Source organism: Candidatus Beckwithbacteria bacterium, assembly GCA_012797845.1.
Classification (GTDB): Bacteria; Patescibacteriota; Microgenomatia; order UBA1400; family UBA1449; genus JAAZOH01.
Genome location: JAAZOH010000039.1, coordinates 1 through 15,995, shown reverse-complemented (window position 1 = coordinate 15,995; position 15,995 = coordinate 1). Strand labels below are relative to the sequence as shown.

Sequence of the window (15,995 nt, the reverse complement as noted above, 5' to 3'; positions counted from 1 at the left end):
TTTCAATTGTCAAAAAGCTAATTTTGACCATGATATTATACAAAAAAAATCCCAGGAAAACAGCTTGACTTATTCACCCTGATTAATAGCTGAAATATACGTAGTTGTAAGCGTTTTACTCTCTTTAGATTTTACCCAAACTAAAACGTTTTCTATTTTTATAAATCCGATACTAACTGGCAAGGCAGCAATTTTAACCTCGTTATTTTGAGAGTTAAACGATTGATCATTTTCATCTTGGTTTACATCAAATAATGTTACCCTAAGGCCATTGCTTTTTTCTTCTATCTCACAACTATCAAAACTTTGACTAATAATAATATCTTGTTTACTTAATGTATTTTGAGCCAGAAGATCAAATTGGATAGCTTGAAAATCCTGACCATCACTAGCTAGAAAAATAGTCATCATACCGTCAATCACTTCGCTACGTAGATATGGCCCAATCGCCTCTTCAACTCGGGGATAAATAGCTTCAGCAAAAGGCTCTTGCCAATATTGCTCAGATTTAGCTTCTCGCACACTAACTGCAGCCAGCTGATTTAAAGCATTGAGCTGGCCAATCACTACTCGCCGATGAGAATAAAGTTGAGCCGCCGGATTCCAGTAACCTGAGCAAGTTACCAAAGCTACTTGGGAAATATCCCGCTCACCATAAATTTTTTCTTTAGGAAAATTGTCCAAAGGATAATCTGTAGCTTCGATAACTTTATAAATCAAAACTTCATTTTGATCGTTATAAACTTCAAAGGTATCGCCAATTTGTAGATTACGAAGATTATAAAAAACCGCTGGCGCACCGCCTGGCACATCCAAGTGGCCGCTAAAAACACTGCTACCTAACTTGCCCGGAGCATCACCAAACATATACCAACCAACTTGAGACGCATCTTCAGGCACTTCCATTTCTTCGGTTTCGGCGTCAAAACCAACCTGAACTACTTGGGTATCCACGTTAATCTTAGGAATGATAATACGAGTCGGAATTGGAGTCGGTTTAGGAGTCGGAGTTGGAGTCGGTGAAGCAACTGGGTTTTGAGCCAGCTTTACAGTTTTAGAGTTATACCTACCAACTTCAGAATTAAAAATAAAACCATAGACTGTCAAAATTATGACAATCAAAATTACATTAATCAGCAAAATCTGTTTCCAGGAAAAAAGTCCGATTTTTTTAATACTACTAAACATATATCTATTGTGCGCAAAAAAGTAAACTTATTGCAACTTCTGATTGGTAAAGGCATGCGTCAGGGCAATTGCTAGGCCGTCAGCGGCATCATCTTGTTTAACTTTTTCTTTGAGTTGAAGTTGAAACTGCACCATAGTTTGAACCTGTTTTTTCTCAGCCCGACCATAGCCAAGCAAGGCTTGCTTGACTTGCAAAGGTGTGTAATCAAAAACCGGCAGTCCAGCTTGTACTCCAGCTAAAACTATCACCCCCCGAGCATGAGCAGCTAAAATAGCTGTTTTAGCATTGGTATTAAAAAATAAACTTTCGATCGCCACTTCTTCAATCTCGAATTTTTTGATAATAGTGGTAATTTCTACATAAATAAGCTCGAGTCTGCGAGCAAAAGGTAAGCCCACTTTAGTTTCGAAGCAGCTGCAGTCAATATACTTTGTCTTACTGCCATCTTTGCTAATAACCCCCCAACCTACTCTGCCATAACCAGGATCAATGCCAAGAATATTCATATATTTGTTGATATACTATTGTGCTGGTATAATAACTTGTCTCAATTGGTAGATTCAAGCTACAATTGAATAATCGGGCCAGTAGCTCAGTTGGTAGAGCACCTGCCTTTTAAGCAGGGTGTCCTGGGTTCGAGTCCCAGCTGGCTCACATTAACTTCATGAATGACCACTATACCTTCCTAAAAATTGATCCAAATACTTATCGCGGTGAATACGATGCTTATTTTCAGAGAGCTTCTGAATATATTACTAACGTGATAATGTTGACTAATTCTCTTATCCTAATTCTCATAACCTGTTTTATAGAGCTGGGAATTGGGCTACCAAAAGACAGTATGGTTGGTACTTTTATCAGAATAATCCGCGACAATAAAAAATCTCATCCCAAACTCTCAAAATTATTACATCTATTACATAATGTAAATAAAATAGTAAACCAAACAAAACACAGCCTGATCGGAATAAATGAAAACCCAAATGAAACTGGAATAATTTTTTGGGATTTAAAAGAGAAAAAGATGCAAACTCTTACGCACACAGATATCAAAGCAAACCTAGCTACTATGTCTAAAGCAATAAAGATGGCATCAGAAATTCTAAAGTCAGTACAAGAAGATCATTCTTAAACCTAATAATTATTCTATTATCTTTTTTATAAAACTATTTTGCTTACCCTTTACTGCGCAGGCACTCACCTAAACCCCTTTTATTTGATAAGCCTTTCCAGATTGGTGATTAATACTTTATGTTCCAAGCTAACATCATTACAATGCGAGGGATTCTGGAATTACTATTATTTATCATAATACATTTTCTGATCCTATAAAAGATAGTTATTTTGATTTATAGCTGCAACCATCCTATTGCAGTCTTATAATGTTTCTGTTATTTTGACAACAGAGTTAAAATTTAATTTTTACTTGAAAACACATCAATGGAAGAATCAAAAGAACATTGTGGCTTGGTAGGTATTTATCTCAAAAAACCAAATAGTGCCCTTTTATATAAGCTTCTTCTTCAAGGCCTTTACGGCTTACAACATCGCGGCCAGGAAGGTAGTGGAGCCTATATCCTTTCTAGTGACGGGCTAACGCTCATTCGCCGTGAAGATGGCCCGGTGGAACGACTTTTTGAAGACGGTAGTTTAGCAAGACAAATTGACAACAAAAGCCCTATTATTGGCTTGGGACATACTCGCTACTCAACCTCAGGCGATCCTGATGCCAACCAACCTTTTTCCAGCGCTGACTTTATTTTAGTTCACAACGGCAATATTACTAATGCTCGAAAATTAGCAAAAAAAATTAACACTCCACTTAGCAAAAACTTTCAAAGTGACACTGATATTTTTTTCAAATATTTACTTTCCAGCAAGGGCCGTAGCATTGAAACCAGAATCCGTCATGCTTTAGAAAATACTGAGGGTGCAGCTAATTTTATTATCATTAGCCCTGCCAATCGGCAGCTTTTTGCCTACCGTGATCCCTGGGGTTTTCATCCCTTGATTTTGGGAGAAATTCCACAACATGGCTATATTGTAGCTTCTGAGAATAATTTCTTTTCTAATGCTGGAGTTAACATGATTCGGGAAATTGCTCCAGGCGAAGGAATTACTATTGACGACAATCGGGTCAAAACTTTTTTTATTGATGATAGAAAAAAATCCAAAAGAAACCAAAATGGTATTCCTACTGCTCGCTGCATCTTTGAGCAAATTTATTTTGCTGCTCCTGATAGTTATTTTTTTAAACATTCAGTAGCCCAAACAAGAAGGACTTTAGGAGCATGTCTAGCTCAAGATGATATCAAGGCTGGGTTTTTCCCAGAAGTAACTATTCCCATTCAACACTCTGGCAATATTTATGTCGAAGGCTATGCTCAAGCTATGATTAGCTATGTTGCCCAACATTGGCAAAAATTAGGTATTAACAAAGACCAACTTGGTGATTATATAAATACTTTTATTCCTAAAGCTGGTTTGATTGCCAATTATGCAGCTAGACGGGTTTTTATTCACCCCACTGATCGCAATGGTCGGGCTAGTTTAAAACATCGCCCTGATCCACATGTTGTTGCTGGTAAAAAAGTGGTGATTATTGATGATTCAATTGTCCGTTCAACCACTATTAAAGAAATTGTTAAAGCATTGCGCAAAGCCAAGGCTGAGCAAATCCATGTCCGAGTTGGTTGCCCACCTATCATCGCTCCGTGTTTTATGGGCATTGATTTTCCCAATAGTGACGACTTAATTGCTAATCGTTGTAAAGGCAATATTGAAAAAATGCGTCAGGAAATCGGGTGCAACAGTTTACGCTTCGTAAGCCATAAGCAATTAATTACTGCGGCCAATGGCCTCCATGAACTTAAAGGCACAACCCCTGGAATGTTATATAAGCATGCTGGATTTTGCGGGGCTTGCTTTACTAACAATTACCCCACTGGTATTAATACAAGTGGGGTATTTAGCAAGTCGTGCCAATATAATCCTAAAAATTAAAGATTTAAGAAATACTTGACGTCAGCTTTTTCTTTGACACTTTCCAACCAAGCCTGCACAGCTTGAGAAATTTTATCCTGCAACAAAGATTCTTTGATTTGAGCTCGTAACTTAGCTGGTTCAGTACTTTCAGGCAAACTGTCGGCATTATCTGTCATATATTTATCAACCTCAGCATCAGTAATCTTGACATCCTTACCAGCCAATTTTTCTAATAATTTTTGAATCCGAATTTGTTCAGCCAAATCTGCTCTTGAAAGACCTTGGGCAGTCAGTAATTCTTCAAAGTTTTGACCGCTATCAGCTACACTTTTTTCAATTTTAGCAAGCTCAACATTTACCTCATCCTCAGAAACAGTTATGTTTTCTTTGACAGCCTCTTGAGCAATTAGAGATTTGGTCACTAATGATTCCAAGGTTTGTTTACCGCCTTGTTTTTCCAGCTCGGATATTAGCGTCCAACGAGTAATGGCTTGACCATTAACTGTAGCTACAATGAGTTGGTTTTTAAGCATTAAACCAGCTCCAAGCAAAACCACTACCACCAAAGCAATGACAATATAGGTGTTATTAATCGGTTTTGGAGTAGGTTTCTCACTAGCTACAACCTCAGGAACAACTTTAACTGTTTCCTTTTTAGTTTTTTTCTTACTAGTTGCGGGTTTAGCACTACCTTTCATATAAAAATCTGAAAAAGGGATTGCGACACAATATGTATCATATATCCGATCAATCAGCTTGTGACTAGATTAATAATTTTTAGCTTATGAGGCTGAGTTACTATAACAATAATTTCCAAGCTTGTCATCAAGCTTTTTATTAAGTTTTTTTTACTACTATTAAAGCAAACGAAACTAAGCCGGCAAAAGCCAAAACAAATAGAGCATCTGGATTTTGCAAAACAAAAAAGAATCGATTTAACACATACATGTATGGTTTTTTTATCAGTTCATTTTTAGTAATTTTATAAGCGCTAACCATACCGGAATGAGAAAGGTTTGCCAAAACCTGATCATTCTTATCTCCATGCAGTAGCTCCAACTGAACATAATAATGCTTGCCAGCCGAATCAGATAGCAGTGGCGTAGCAAAGGGAAAATGAGGCTCACCTTCAATGTCATAAGCACTACGTTTAGATTCAAAGATCAATTTTTTTTCAGAATCCAAAAGCCGGAACACTAAAGTAGCAGGCTCTTTTTTATAGTGAGCAGTTTGATAGGCATCCTTACTATAGCGCATAGTAAAGTAAATGATTGCTAAATTAGCTTCTTTTGCCTGAAACGGAATTTGGATTTTATTATTAAGCAGTGTCTGCTCACCATTAAACTTTAAAAAGTTGTCAGAAGTTTTATGACGATACACCAATAAACTTGGAGCATACGAACCGCTATATATAAAAAAAGTCAAAAAACAAACAATCAAAAATCCAAGAACAATACTACTTTTAGAATATGTTTTGTTTTGAAGTTTACTTATTGGGATAGCCTTTATTTTAACTTTACCTGTAAAATACAATCTTTCAATTAGGTAATAAAGGCCAAAAGCTACAGCAGTAGATAAAGGCAAAGAAATAAGCAAATGGCCCAAGTTTACCAGCTGTTGACTAAGAGTAAACGGCATTAGCTTGTCAAACATCTGGACAGCACTTTCAATCACCATAGGATGAATAAGATAAAGAGAATAGCTAATTAAGCCATAAAAAATCAGTATTTTATGAGAAAAAATCCGGCACACTAATGTCTTGGGAATAATGGCTGCAAAAATAAGCAAGGCAATAACAAAGCTAGAAACTAAGTAATACCAATTTTGCATTTGGTAACTAGCACCATGACGGATCAAATCATCAGAAATTTGAATGAAAATAAAAGCCAGTAGTAGCAAGATATTAACAAAAGGTAGAGAAAATATTTTTTCAATTTTTTTCCACAAATAACCTTTGTTTTGATATATATGCCCAACTAATACTCCAAATAAAAAGCCTGTCCCTCGACCAAAATGAACACCGCTTAAAGAATTGAAAGCAAAACTGGCTTTATCCAGATCAAATAAAATTTTAATAATGACAAGAAGCACTATTGGCCCTAGCGATGACTTTTTTTTGGTGAGAAAAAGTAAAGGTAAAACCACCAATGGGAAAAGCAGATAAAACAGCACCTCAGGCGCTAAGCTCCAAAAATGACCATAATATCCGGAAAAGTTTTTAATAAATGGTGTGCTTAAAGTAAGGTTTGTCAAAAAAGTAAATACATTCTTTGCCAGAGGTGGCATGATTATTTCTGAGTAACTAGTAAAATGAGGAATAATATAGATATCAAAAAGCAGGGTGCCAATTTGTAGCAGTATAAAAAACCAGAAAATAATTTTGCCAATACGATAGGATTTGTCTAGTTTTCTTATTAATGTCCATAAACCACTATAAAGTAGAGCTATCAAAGCTAGGGAGATTAATCGCCCAAACCAAGTATTATATTGTCTGAAAAGGCTCATGCTAAATAAACCTAGGCAAATAACTGCAAAAACCGGAAAAATCCGGGTATATCTTTTTTGATAAAAAATTTTTATGTCGGGAATTTCTGAATACAAATAAGCCATTAAAAAGCCACACAAAACAAATAGGATTTGGACCGAATTAGGGCCAACCTGCAAAAATTTAAAAAGATAAACCAACACAGGAAAAGAGCTAAAAAGCTTAATGTCAAAATTACTATGAGAAAGAAAGACCGAAAAAGCAGCAAAACCCCTTAAGCCATCTAAAGCTGTTAATCTCTGTTTCATGAAAATTCTTCCTAATTATGTATTACTTTAAAATATATAGTGACTTTATTTAAAAATGGAAAAACCTAGTTCAAACTAAAACCTCTCGTAGCCAAAGCTTCTTTTTCCTTTTTATTAATCATAGCAGCTCGCTTACTTAGCACAAAAAGTTCAGTTGGATTCCCGTTTTTTAAGACATTTTGATACCTCTTTTTTAAAAGATCCTGGTGATTACTACCATAGATAATTTCTGGCAACTGACTTGAAAGTAAGATATCTTGATCTTTTTTAAGGTCAGGAACTTTTTCTTCCCAGGCATAGTACACAATTTGTCTGGTAGCTGGTTTGACCCCAGCCTGCCAGTATATCAGCGATTCATTGGTAAAAACCGCCAGGCGATCACTTTTTTTAGCAAATTGGGCAATAGCAAAATTGATATCCTCAAAGTTAGAGTAATTCACATAGTATTCATAAGCTGGATCAGATCGCCAATATATTGGCATTTGGGGATTGATAAGCAACGATAGGCCAAGCACTAAAAAAACAGCGCTTACTACTTTGGCAAATCGGAATGTAATTGTTAAAGCTTTACTAAGCATAAAAATAAAAACTGCAATCATTAGCCCCAACCAAGGTAAAAGATGAAAACCATCATAAAAAGTTCCTGAAACATTAGTACTACGGGTATTAGCCAAAAAAAGCCAGAAAAAAACAAAAATTGCTTTACTGAAATTTTTCTTATCTTTACTTACCAATAAAACAGTGGCCAAGACTATCCCAGATAGTAAATAGCTCATAAATAAGGTATTGATTTTCAAGCCCTGAAAAGGAGCTAAAAAAGGAAAAAGCGCCAAGCCCAACCAGTCAGACAAACCTTTAACTTCGTTCAGTTCTGGAATCGCATAGACAATATTGTTAAAAACTGTTTCCCGATACCAATCTATAGGTGAAATAAATAGAAAAAGTAATAAGGTAGCTAAAACTCCCGGAACTAGTAAATAGATCATTTTGCCTGGTTTTTTAAGCGAAAAAATAAGAGTAAGCAGCAATACTGCTAAAAGCGGCCAAAGCGGCACTAGGGTAAAAAAAACTAAAAAACTACTCAAGCTAACCACAATACTGGCAGCGACCGAAGGTGGCTTTTGATTAAATAAGTATTGCAAGCCAATCATTGCAATAAAAGCCAGTGGATACACAGCTAAACTTTCAGCCAACATTAAATTACCTAAATACAGGTATTTAAAAGCTTCTAAGAAAAAACAAAGTAATCATCCTTTAAGCTGGAAAAATGTAATAAATACCAGCAACCAAACCAAACTATAAAGAAACACTGCCTGACGTTGGCCTTTAATCAACATTAGGAGATTTTCTGGAGGGTGCAGTTTTTGCGTATATTGAGATAAGACATAAACAAGAGGTTGATGATTTGATGACAGATTAGTGTACAAACGATAACCCTGATTCATATAGCTGGCAAACACCATATGATCTTCTTCGTCAACAAAATGCATAGAATGACTTCTGATTTGCAGCAAGCGGTAAGAAAGTAAGAAAGTTGCAAGACAAAGAACCACCAAAAGAAGATATTTACCAAAGGACATGGTTGGCATAACTTTAAAATCCATAGCTTAGCTCATTTTTTGTATTTTGACTATGAAGATCATATAAAAAGTAAATTACCCGTTTCTCTTGTTGAAAAGTCTTACTAATCAAAATGTTGGCAGTCTCCCGATTGTATGTTTTTTCCAAATATTTAACCAAGGCAGGGTCCATTTCCTCGTTATAAGAAAAAATAAGAGAGTCAAATTCTTTTTCGATGTTTTGCTGATCTTTTTTAAAACTTGCCAAATTATCATAACGGCCGGCTAGCTGCCGAACTCCATAATCATAATTCCATAAAATCGGATAGCGGTCACTATAGGTTTTGGATTCAATCAAATAGGCTTTATCTAAACCTTGGTCGCGGATAATATAAGACAGGTAATAAAAACCTTCATTTTGATTGGAGTTAAGCAGGGTTCGAGCGTACGAATTACCTAAAAAGAAGACGGCAATTATTCCAAAAACAGCGATAATGCATTGTTCGACAGCGCCAATATCAGCATATTGTGCAAGTTTTTGCAAACCATAAACAGCGGTCATAGCTAAAAAAGGCGCCAAATAGATAGTCAAAAAATCATGAATATACACATATTCACTAAAAACCAAAATATTTATCAAACCAAAAATGCCAAATACAGCTATGATTTGCTCAGCAAAACCAATCTTTTGTTTTTTATATAGTTTGTAAATAAGTAAGCAGCCAAAGGCTAATGCCAGTAAAACTAATGGCAACGTATAAAGCTTGTTAAGCCATTCAAAAATCCGTGCTACAAATTGATTTAAAGAAAAAGATACAGCCGTAGCTTGTTTGGCCTCAGAAACCACAACAATTGAGCTTAAATTGGTCCGGACTGCAAATTGCTGGAAAAGTTCCCCAGCTTTCCAAACTCCTTCTGCCAATCTAATATGAACCTGATGAGCTATAAAAGTAGCAATTAAAATAAAGATGGTTGGTAAAACTGAAAAAAACTTTTTTCGATAAACAATAAATGTATATACCGCCAATACTAGAAAAAATGGGTAAGCCATCCAAGCTGTGAGACCAAGCAAAAAAGCTGTGGCCCATAAAGCATAAAGGTATATATTTTTAGACTTTTGTAACCATAAAACAAATAAATACAAAGCTAAAATAGTACCAAACAAAGCAATCACATCATGAGTCATGAGTTTGCCAAAATAGCGAAACATTGGTGTTGCCATCATAAAAAAACTAGCCCCAACCCCTTCTCGCCACGAATACAGTCTTTTCACCAAAAAATAAAGCAAAATTGCTGTAGCTGTTGAAAGCAGGGCAAAAGGTAAACGGCCCACCCACTCACCCAAACCAAACAAAGCATAAAAACCAGTTACCACCCAAGACATCAATGAGGGCGTATTCATATAAAAGCGGTGTTGGCAATTTTGCACCGGCCAATAAGCTGTGCTCTGAGCAAATTTGGTACAAAATAAACCATCTTTAAGATTATTCTTGGCAATCAACGTCCAGATATTACTATTAAAATCATGGTGCCCATAAAAAGGTTTAGTGATTTGAGGTGAAAGTAAAAAGTAAGCTGCGACTACAATTAACCCCACTATTATCCAGTCTAAATATTTTTTAAGTAATGAGAGGTTTTCTCGATCTTTCATGCGTATCATCATAGTATCACACCACGATTTAAACATTTTACTTTTAAAAATCTTCTTGTATAGTGGTAATATATGATTGGCTATCTTAAAGGTCAGATACTTACCAAGTCAATTCAAACACTAATTCTTAATGTCAATTCCGTTGGTTATGAACTCACTTGCCCTAGTCAAATTATTCAAAGCACCCAGGCGGATCAAGAGCTAGAACTATTTGTCTACACTCACGTTCGGGAAGATCAACTCAAATTATATGGTTTCAGTTTGCAAGAAGAAAAAGCTATCTTTATGGCCATTATTGAGGTTTCTGGCGTGGGCCCCAAAATTGCTTTATCAATTCTTTCGGCAGGTAATGTTGAACAAATCAGAACAGCTATTATTCAGGCCGATTTGAATTTTTTCACAACTATTAAAGGTCTAGGCAAAAAGAATGCTCAAAAAATCATTATTGAGCTAAAAAACAAAATTGGTAGCACCCAAGAATTAGATTTAAAACAAGAGGAGGCTTCATTTTCCGAAGACGTTATTATGGCCTTGCAAAGCTTTGGCTTTTTAAAGCGGGATATTATTAAAGTTTTAAAAGAAATTGATACTACTCTCCCCGAGTCACAACAAATAAAGCTAGCCTTACAAACATTGGGAAAGTGACTAAAAAGTAAAAAGTAAAAAGTAAAAACTTTTAGCTTTTAGCTTTTAGCTTTTAGCTTGCCAAAAAAACAGACTAAACCTCAAGCATCAACCGAGCCATTATTAGACACATTAAGACCTAAGCGTCTTTCTGACTTTACTGGTCAAAATCAGATTAAAAAAAATTTGGAAGTTTTAATTGCTGCTTCTCAAAAACGTGGCGAACCCATTGATCACACTCTTTTTTACGGCCCACCCGGATTGGGAAAAACTACTCTGGCTAACGTGATCGCTTCAGAAATGGGAGTTTCAATCAGAATTACTTCCGGACCAGCTATCGAAAAATCAGGTGATCTAGCTGCCATTTTGACTAACCTCCAAGAAGGCGACATTTTATTTATCGATGAAATCCACCGACTTAATAAAACCGTGGAAGAAACTCTTTATCCAGCCATGGAAGATTTTTGTTTAGATATCGTAGTTGGCAAAGGTCCAGCTGCCAGGACGTTGCGACTTGACCTGCCTCACTTTACCATTATTGGCGCTACGACTCGGATTGGCGCGATTGCCTCTCCCTTACGAGACCGCTTTGGAGCTGTGTATAAACTGCAGTTTTATGATGAGACCGATTTGCGCAAAATTATTAGCCGCTCAGCCTCGATTTTAAAACTGGCTATTGATGAAGCTGCAGCTAGGGAGTTAGCTAAAAGAGCCCGGCAAACTCCTAGAATCGCTAATCGGCTTTTAAAACGGGTTCGGGATTTTGCTCAAGTTGATGGCTTGAAAACAATTGACTTAGCTATCCTAGATAAAGCTTTACAGGTTTTAGAAATAGACGATTTGGGTCTTGATCACTCTGACCGGATTTATTTACAAACCCTATGCCAAAAATATAGCGGCGGTCCAGTGGGTCTGGAAACTCTAGCTACCACTATGGCTGATGATGCTGCTTCTATCGAAGAAGTAGCTGAACCCTATCTGATGCAGTTGGGCATGGTCAAACGGACTCGCCAAGGCCGAGTGGCTACTAAAAAGGCTTTTGAATATTTAGGAATCAAGCAGAATTCTTAGGCTGCTTTTTCTATATCAAGTTCTTGGGCTAAGATTTCATTTATATGCTCTCCATAAAACTGCCAAAAGTCAGCTGATTTTAACAAGGCTTCTTTTAATGGATCAATCCAATCAAGGTAATTTACCAACTCCCTTCTTATACTTTCTTTTTTTTCTTGCTCTTCATTATTTCCCTCATCAAGCATCTGTAACAAAGTTACACAATCAACATAACCAGCAAAAATTTGCCTGTTAACAATTTCTCTAACAGCTGTTCTGAAAATAAAGTTTCTATCAAATTCACCAATCTGTTCTTTCATTTTACTTGCCTTTCCCTGCTACAATAGAGATATGAATATTTTTAAATATATTGTTATTGTAGCATTATTGACTATTTTTTTTACTAATCAGGTTTTTGCCATTACTAACCCTCAAGATATTAGTAATAACCGTTTTGGTGTCCATATTTTTGATGCTGATGAACTGGAAGAAGCAGCTAAACTGGTTAATAGCAATGGTGGTTCCTGGGGCTATGTGACCGTTCCAATTCGCTCCGATGATCGAGACCGCGAAAAATGGAATGATTTTATGCATAAGGCTAAAAACCTGAAAATTATTCCCATCATCCGTTTAGCCACTACTATGGAGGGAGGTGGTTGGTCTCACCCGACTTTTTTTGACCAGATTGATTTTGCCAATTTTTTAAATGATTTAGACTGGCCCACTCAAAACCGTTATGTCGTTATCTACAACGAAACCAATCATGCTACAGAATGGGGTGGTCAGGTAAATCCTGGTGATTATGCTGATGTCTTAAGCTCAACTATTGAGACTTTTAAAAAACGCAATCAAAACTTTTTTGTCATGGCAGCTGGCCTAGACATGGCTGCTCCCACTGATGGTCAGCACATGAATTGGAAAACTTACCTGTACCGCATGTACCTTTCTCAACCGCAAGTTTTTAAAAAACTTGATGGCTGGGCCTCTCACAGCTATCCAAACCCGGGTTTTTCCGGCAAGCCAACTGATAATCACGAATCAAGTATTAACAGTTTTAATTATGAACTTGATTTTATTAAAACTTTAGGCGCTCCCAACTTGCCAGTTTTTATTACTGAAACCGGTTGGAGTAATGAAAAACTTAGTGACCAAGTAGTAGCTGATTATCTCAAAGGCGCCTTTCTCACTACCTGGGATAAGAAGGAAATTATTACTGTTACCCCTTTTACTCTTTTTGCCGGTGATGGCCCTTTTGCTCCTTTTTCACTTTTAGACAAAGATAAAAAACCAAAACCACAATACCAAGCTTTGTTTGATATCAAAAAATCAGCCGGTCAGCCCAAACTAGCTACCAGTAATCAGGCTAAAAAAACTACTACCAAAGTTTTGGGAGAAAGTAGTTATGTTCCCCCGGAGTCCCCTTCTTCTGATTTTCAGGAACAATTTAAAGCTGAGCTTCATCGCCTCTTTGGCTTTTAAATCCTTGCCAAAACTTCAATTTTCTCCTATGCTGCTGTTACTATGATTTATCTGCTTCATGGTGACTACCAACTAGCTTCGCGCAATTTTCTCAAGAATTTAACTGATCAAGCCAAAAAAAATGGAGTCGAACGTATTTGGCTAGATGGCACTAAACTTGATCAAACTGACTTGATTCAAAATCTGACTTCCAATTCTTTATTTGGTGGCGAAAAACTAGTCATTATTGAAAATTTATTTAGCCGACTTAAATCTGCTGAATTGGAACGAATTTTTGCTTGGCTCAAAAAATATGAAGCTGATGATGGTTTGATTTTTTGGGAAAAAAAACCGATTGGCAAAATTTTGCAACGCAACTTACCGGCCAAAACTCAAGTAAAGGAGTTTAAAACCCCAGTTATTATTTTTAAACTAGTTGAACAAATCACTCCCCAAACCAAATCTCAAGCCTTGCAAACCCTAGAAACTGCTCTTATCAATGAACCAGCTGAGTTTATTTTTGCTATGATTGTGAGACAAATTAGACTGTTACTTTTACTAGCTGAAGGTGAAAAAGTCAGTGGCGCTCCTTGGATGCTAGGGAAATGGCAAAAACAAGCGCAAGCCTTTAACAAAGACGAACTCTTGACAAGTTATCGAAAACTCTACATGATTGATAAGTCTATTAAGACTGGCCAAACTATCATGCCTTTGGCTTGGCATTTAGCTATCTGGCTAGCACAACTGTAAAACACGTTATTATCCTAAACTTGATTCAGGATCTATTTTCATAGACCCTGGGTTTGGTTTGGAAATATGTATGCCTAAAAACAATGTTCCTTCCCATATTTTCCGCGGCTACGATATCAGGGCTATCGCCGAAACAGAACTAACTGATGAAAATGTCCAGCTAATCATGAAAGCTTATGCCACTTTTTTGTATAGGCGGCAAATCCGTCGGGTTACTATTGGTCATGACAATCGTTTAAGCGGACCCAGAATTCATGCTACTGCCATTAAACAACTAGTTGACTGTGGTTTTGAAGTTATTGATATTGGTCTGACCTTATCGCAAATTATTTACTTTAGTAGCTACCACTACCTGAGTAAAGCTGGGATTATGGTCACAGCTTCTCATAACCCCAAAGAATACAACGGTTTTAAATTGGGAGTGGGCTATTCAGATACCCTAATCGGAGAAGAAGTTCAGGAAATTAGAAGACTAGCTCAGGAAGAAGAATTTGAGGACTGGGATCAAAAAGGTAGTGTCCGTCAGGATGATGTCTATCCGGCCTATGAAAAATATTTACTAAACCTAATTCCAGTTAGTAAAAAATATACCATTGTCGTTGATACTTGCAATAGCACTCCCGGAGCTTTTATCCCTAAATTATTACGAGCTCAAGGCCATACCGTCATTGAGCAAAATACTAAGCTGGATGGGAATTTTCCTAGCGGTACCCCCGATCCGACTGAGCGGGAAAACCTGGAACGACTCAGTGAGGGCATATTAAAAGCTAAAGCTGACGCTGGTTTTTCTTATGATGCTGATGGTGACCGTTTAGGCATCGTAGACAATAAAGGCCGCACGGTTTGGAATGACAATTTGGTATCTCTTTTTGCCAAAGACGTGATCAAACATTTACCTGGCAGTCCAATTATTTACAACACTCTGTGTTCAAAACAGGTTGATGATGTCATCACAGCTGCTGGCGGTAAACCCGTTATGTGGCTAACTGGTCACTCATTTATCAAAGCAAAAGTCAAAGAAGAACGCTCTCCTTTTGGCGGTGAACTATCCGGTCACTTTTTCTTCATGGATAATTTTATGGGCCATGATGATGGTGCAGTTGCCAGCTTACGTTTATTATCCTATCTAGCTAATACCAACCAGACTTTAGCTGAAGCGGTTGATAGTTTACCCAAATATATTTCCAGTCCGGAAATCAAATTTGGCTGCCCTGATGATCGCAAGTTTGAGCTTATTGCTAATGAAATCACAGATGAGGTTAAAAAATTAATGCCTCAAGCTTCGTATGTCAGCATTGACGGTATTCGGGCTGATACTAAAACTGCCATGATTATCGTTAGAGCCTCGCAAAATGGGCCTTATATTACCGTCAAATTCGAAGCTAAAGAACAGACTGAATATGACAAACTCAAAGTAGAAATAAAGAAAATTTTACAAAGATACAAAGAGATTGACTTTGCCAGTGGTGTCAATACTGATGCCTTGGATTAATATGCAGATGTTTTTATAGCCTTAGCTTGCATCGCTTGTTTGCTGTGCATCCTGTAAATCCTGAGTTCTTCGCGCCTCTATGTACCAATCAGGGGTTTGTCCCGCAGAACTAGGGTTTACATCTGTCCAAAAATCCAAACTACTTAAGGCATCACTTTCTTTAGCTTGCGACATATCATATTTTGCATTTTAATAATTTAAATATTCTACCAAGGTTCTTTTTTGTTACCAAGTTTTCTATTTCCTGTTTTTTAAAAATACGTTTTTAAAAAATCAAAACCGAGACACCCAACAACCACAAGCACTTTTTAAAAAATAAATAAGAGCTTTTCCTGAATCTTTTTCAGGTTGTTTTCCAATATCTGGAAAAAAATCTCAGCCATTAGAGAAATTTCCCAAGTTCGGTTTTGTCCGATGAAAAACATGTGTTGCCGAGTGCCTCAG

The 15,995-nt window shown here is 36.8% G+C and carries 16 protein-coding genes and 1 tRNA gene; 8 read left to right on the top strand and 9 right to left on the bottom strand.

The features are described from left to right. Nucleotides 1-69: 69 nt before the first annotated feature. Both GYA49_04960 and ruvC read right to left on the bottom strand, forming a co-directional pair. The gene (locus tag GYA49_04960) at nucleotides 70-1,188 is read right to left on the bottom strand and encodes a class F sortase (protein NMC36367.1); all 1,119 of its coding nucleotides are present in this window, start codon (nucleotides 1,186-1,188) and stop codon (nucleotides 70-72) included. Nucleotides 1,189-1,215: 27 nt separating this feature from the next. Then, on the bottom strand, nucleotides 1,216-1,695 hold the full coding sequence (gene ruvC, locus GYA49_04955; GenBank protein NMC36366.1) for a crossover junction endodeoxyribonuclease RuvC: 480 nt from the start codon (nucleotides 1,693-1,695) through the stop codon (nucleotides 1,216-1,218). Nucleotides 1,696-1,770: 75 nt separating this feature from the next. On the opposite strand from ruvC, the gene GYA49_04950 reads away from it, so the two are divergent. The 3 genes from GYA49_04950 to GYA49_04940 all read left to right on the top strand — a co-directional run bounded on the left by GYA49_04950 (nucleotide 1,771) and on the right by GYA49_04940 (nucleotide 4,192). Beyond that, nucleotides 1,771-1,843, top strand: a tRNA-Lys gene (locus GYA49_04950). A 10-nt stretch (nucleotides 1,844-1,853) separates the two neighbouring features. Then, entirely contained in the window at nucleotides 1,854-2,321 is a 468-nt protein-coding gene (locus tag GYA49_04945) for a hypothetical protein (protein ID NMC36365.1), read from the top strand. Nucleotides 2,322-2,629: 308 nt separating this feature from the next. After that, the gene (locus GYA49_04940) at nucleotides 2,630-4,192 is read left to right on the top strand and encodes a hypothetical protein (protein NMC36364.1); all 1,563 of its coding nucleotides are present in this window, start codon (nucleotides 2,630-2,632) and stop codon (nucleotides 4,190-4,192) included. On the opposite strand, the gene GYA49_04935 is transcribed toward GYA49_04940, so the two are convergent. The 5 genes from GYA49_04935 to GYA49_04915 all read right to left on the bottom strand — a co-directional run bounded on the left by GYA49_04935 (nucleotide 4,189) and on the right by GYA49_04915 (nucleotide 10,189). After that, a complete protein-coding gene (locus GYA49_04935) occupies nucleotides 4,189-4,872 on the bottom strand; it encodes a hypothetical protein (protein NMC36363.1) in 684 nt (227 codons plus the stop codon). The genes GYA49_04940 and GYA49_04935 overlap by 4 nt on opposite strands. 139 nt (nucleotides 4,873-5,011) lie before the next feature. Next, a complete protein-coding gene (locus GYA49_04930) occupies nucleotides 5,012-6,967 on the bottom strand; it encodes an acyltransferase (GenBank protein ID NMC36362.1) in 1,956 nt (651 codons plus the stop codon). A 65-nt stretch (nucleotides 6,968-7,032) separates the two neighbouring features. After that, entirely contained in the window at nucleotides 7,033-8,163 is a 1,131-nt protein-coding gene (locus GYA49_04925) for a hypothetical protein (protein ID NMC36361.1), read from the bottom strand. A 51-nt stretch (nucleotides 8,164-8,214) separates the two neighbouring features. Continuing rightward, complete coding sequence (locus GYA49_04920) at nucleotides 8,215-8,571, bottom strand: hypothetical protein (GenBank protein NMC36360.1); 357 nt, start codon at nucleotides 8,569-8,571, stop codon at nucleotides 8,215-8,217. Continuing rightward, a complete protein-coding gene (locus tag GYA49_04915) occupies nucleotides 8,561-10,189 on the bottom strand; it encodes a hypothetical protein (GenBank protein ID NMC36359.1) in 1,629 nt (542 codons plus the stop codon). Before GYA49_04915 ends, GYA49_04920 begins: the two co-directional genes overlap by 11 nt. 60 nt (nucleotides 10,190-10,249) lie before the next feature. Between GYA49_04915 and ruvA the strand changes: the two genes are divergently transcribed. Together ruvA and ruvB are read left to right on the top strand one after the other, a co-directional pair. Continuing rightward, complete coding sequence (ruvA, locus tag GYA49_04910) at nucleotides 10,250-10,822, top strand: Holliday junction branch migration protein RuvA (protein NMC36358.1); 573 nt, start codon at nucleotides 10,250-10,252, stop codon at nucleotides 10,820-10,822. A gap of 57 nt (nucleotides 10,823-10,879) precedes the next feature. Continuing rightward, nucleotides 10,880-11,872 (top strand): Holliday junction branch migration DNA helicase RuvB, encoded by a 993-nt coding sequence (gene ruvB, locus GYA49_04905; protein ID NMC36357.1) that lies wholly within the window; start codon nucleotides 10,880-10,882, stop codon nucleotides 11,870-11,872. Here ruvB and GYA49_04900 read toward each other — a convergent pair. Next, complete coding sequence (locus tag GYA49_04900; protein ID NMC36356.1) at nucleotides 11,869-12,171, bottom strand: hypothetical protein; 303 nt, start codon at nucleotides 12,169-12,171, stop codon at nucleotides 11,869-11,871. The two genes, ruvB and GYA49_04900, sit on opposite strands and share 4 nt — an antisense overlap. Nucleotides 12,172-12,202: 31 nt before the next feature. On the opposite strand from GYA49_04900, the gene GYA49_04895 reads away from it, so the two are divergent. The 3 genes from GYA49_04895 (at nucleotide 12,203) to GYA49_04885 (ending at nucleotide 15,551) form a co-directional block, all read left to right on the top strand. Then, nucleotides 12,203-13,330, top strand: coding sequence for a hypothetical protein (locus GYA49_04895; protein ID NMC36355.1), 1,128 nt, complete (start codon nucleotides 12,203-12,205; stop codon nucleotides 13,328-13,330). 42 nt (nucleotides 13,331-13,372) lie between these two features. Continuing rightward, on the top strand, nucleotides 13,373-14,059 hold the full coding sequence (locus GYA49_04890) for a hypothetical protein (protein NMC36354.1): 687 nt from the start codon (nucleotides 13,373-13,375) through the stop codon (nucleotides 14,057-14,059). 70 nt (nucleotides 14,060-14,129) lie between these two features. Further along, on the top strand, nucleotides 14,130-15,551 hold the full coding sequence (locus tag GYA49_04885; protein NMC36353.1) for a phosphomannomutase/phosphoglucomutase: 1,422 nt from the start codon (nucleotides 14,130-14,132) through the stop codon (nucleotides 15,549-15,551). Between the two features lie 21 nt (nucleotides 15,552-15,572). On the opposite strand, the gene GYA49_04880 is transcribed toward GYA49_04885, so the two are convergent. Continuing rightward, nucleotides 15,573-15,725, bottom strand: coding sequence for a hypothetical protein (locus GYA49_04880; protein ID NMC36352.1), 153 nt, complete (start codon nucleotides 15,723-15,725; stop codon nucleotides 15,573-15,575). Between the last annotated feature and the right edge of the window lie 270 nt (nucleotides 15,726-15,995).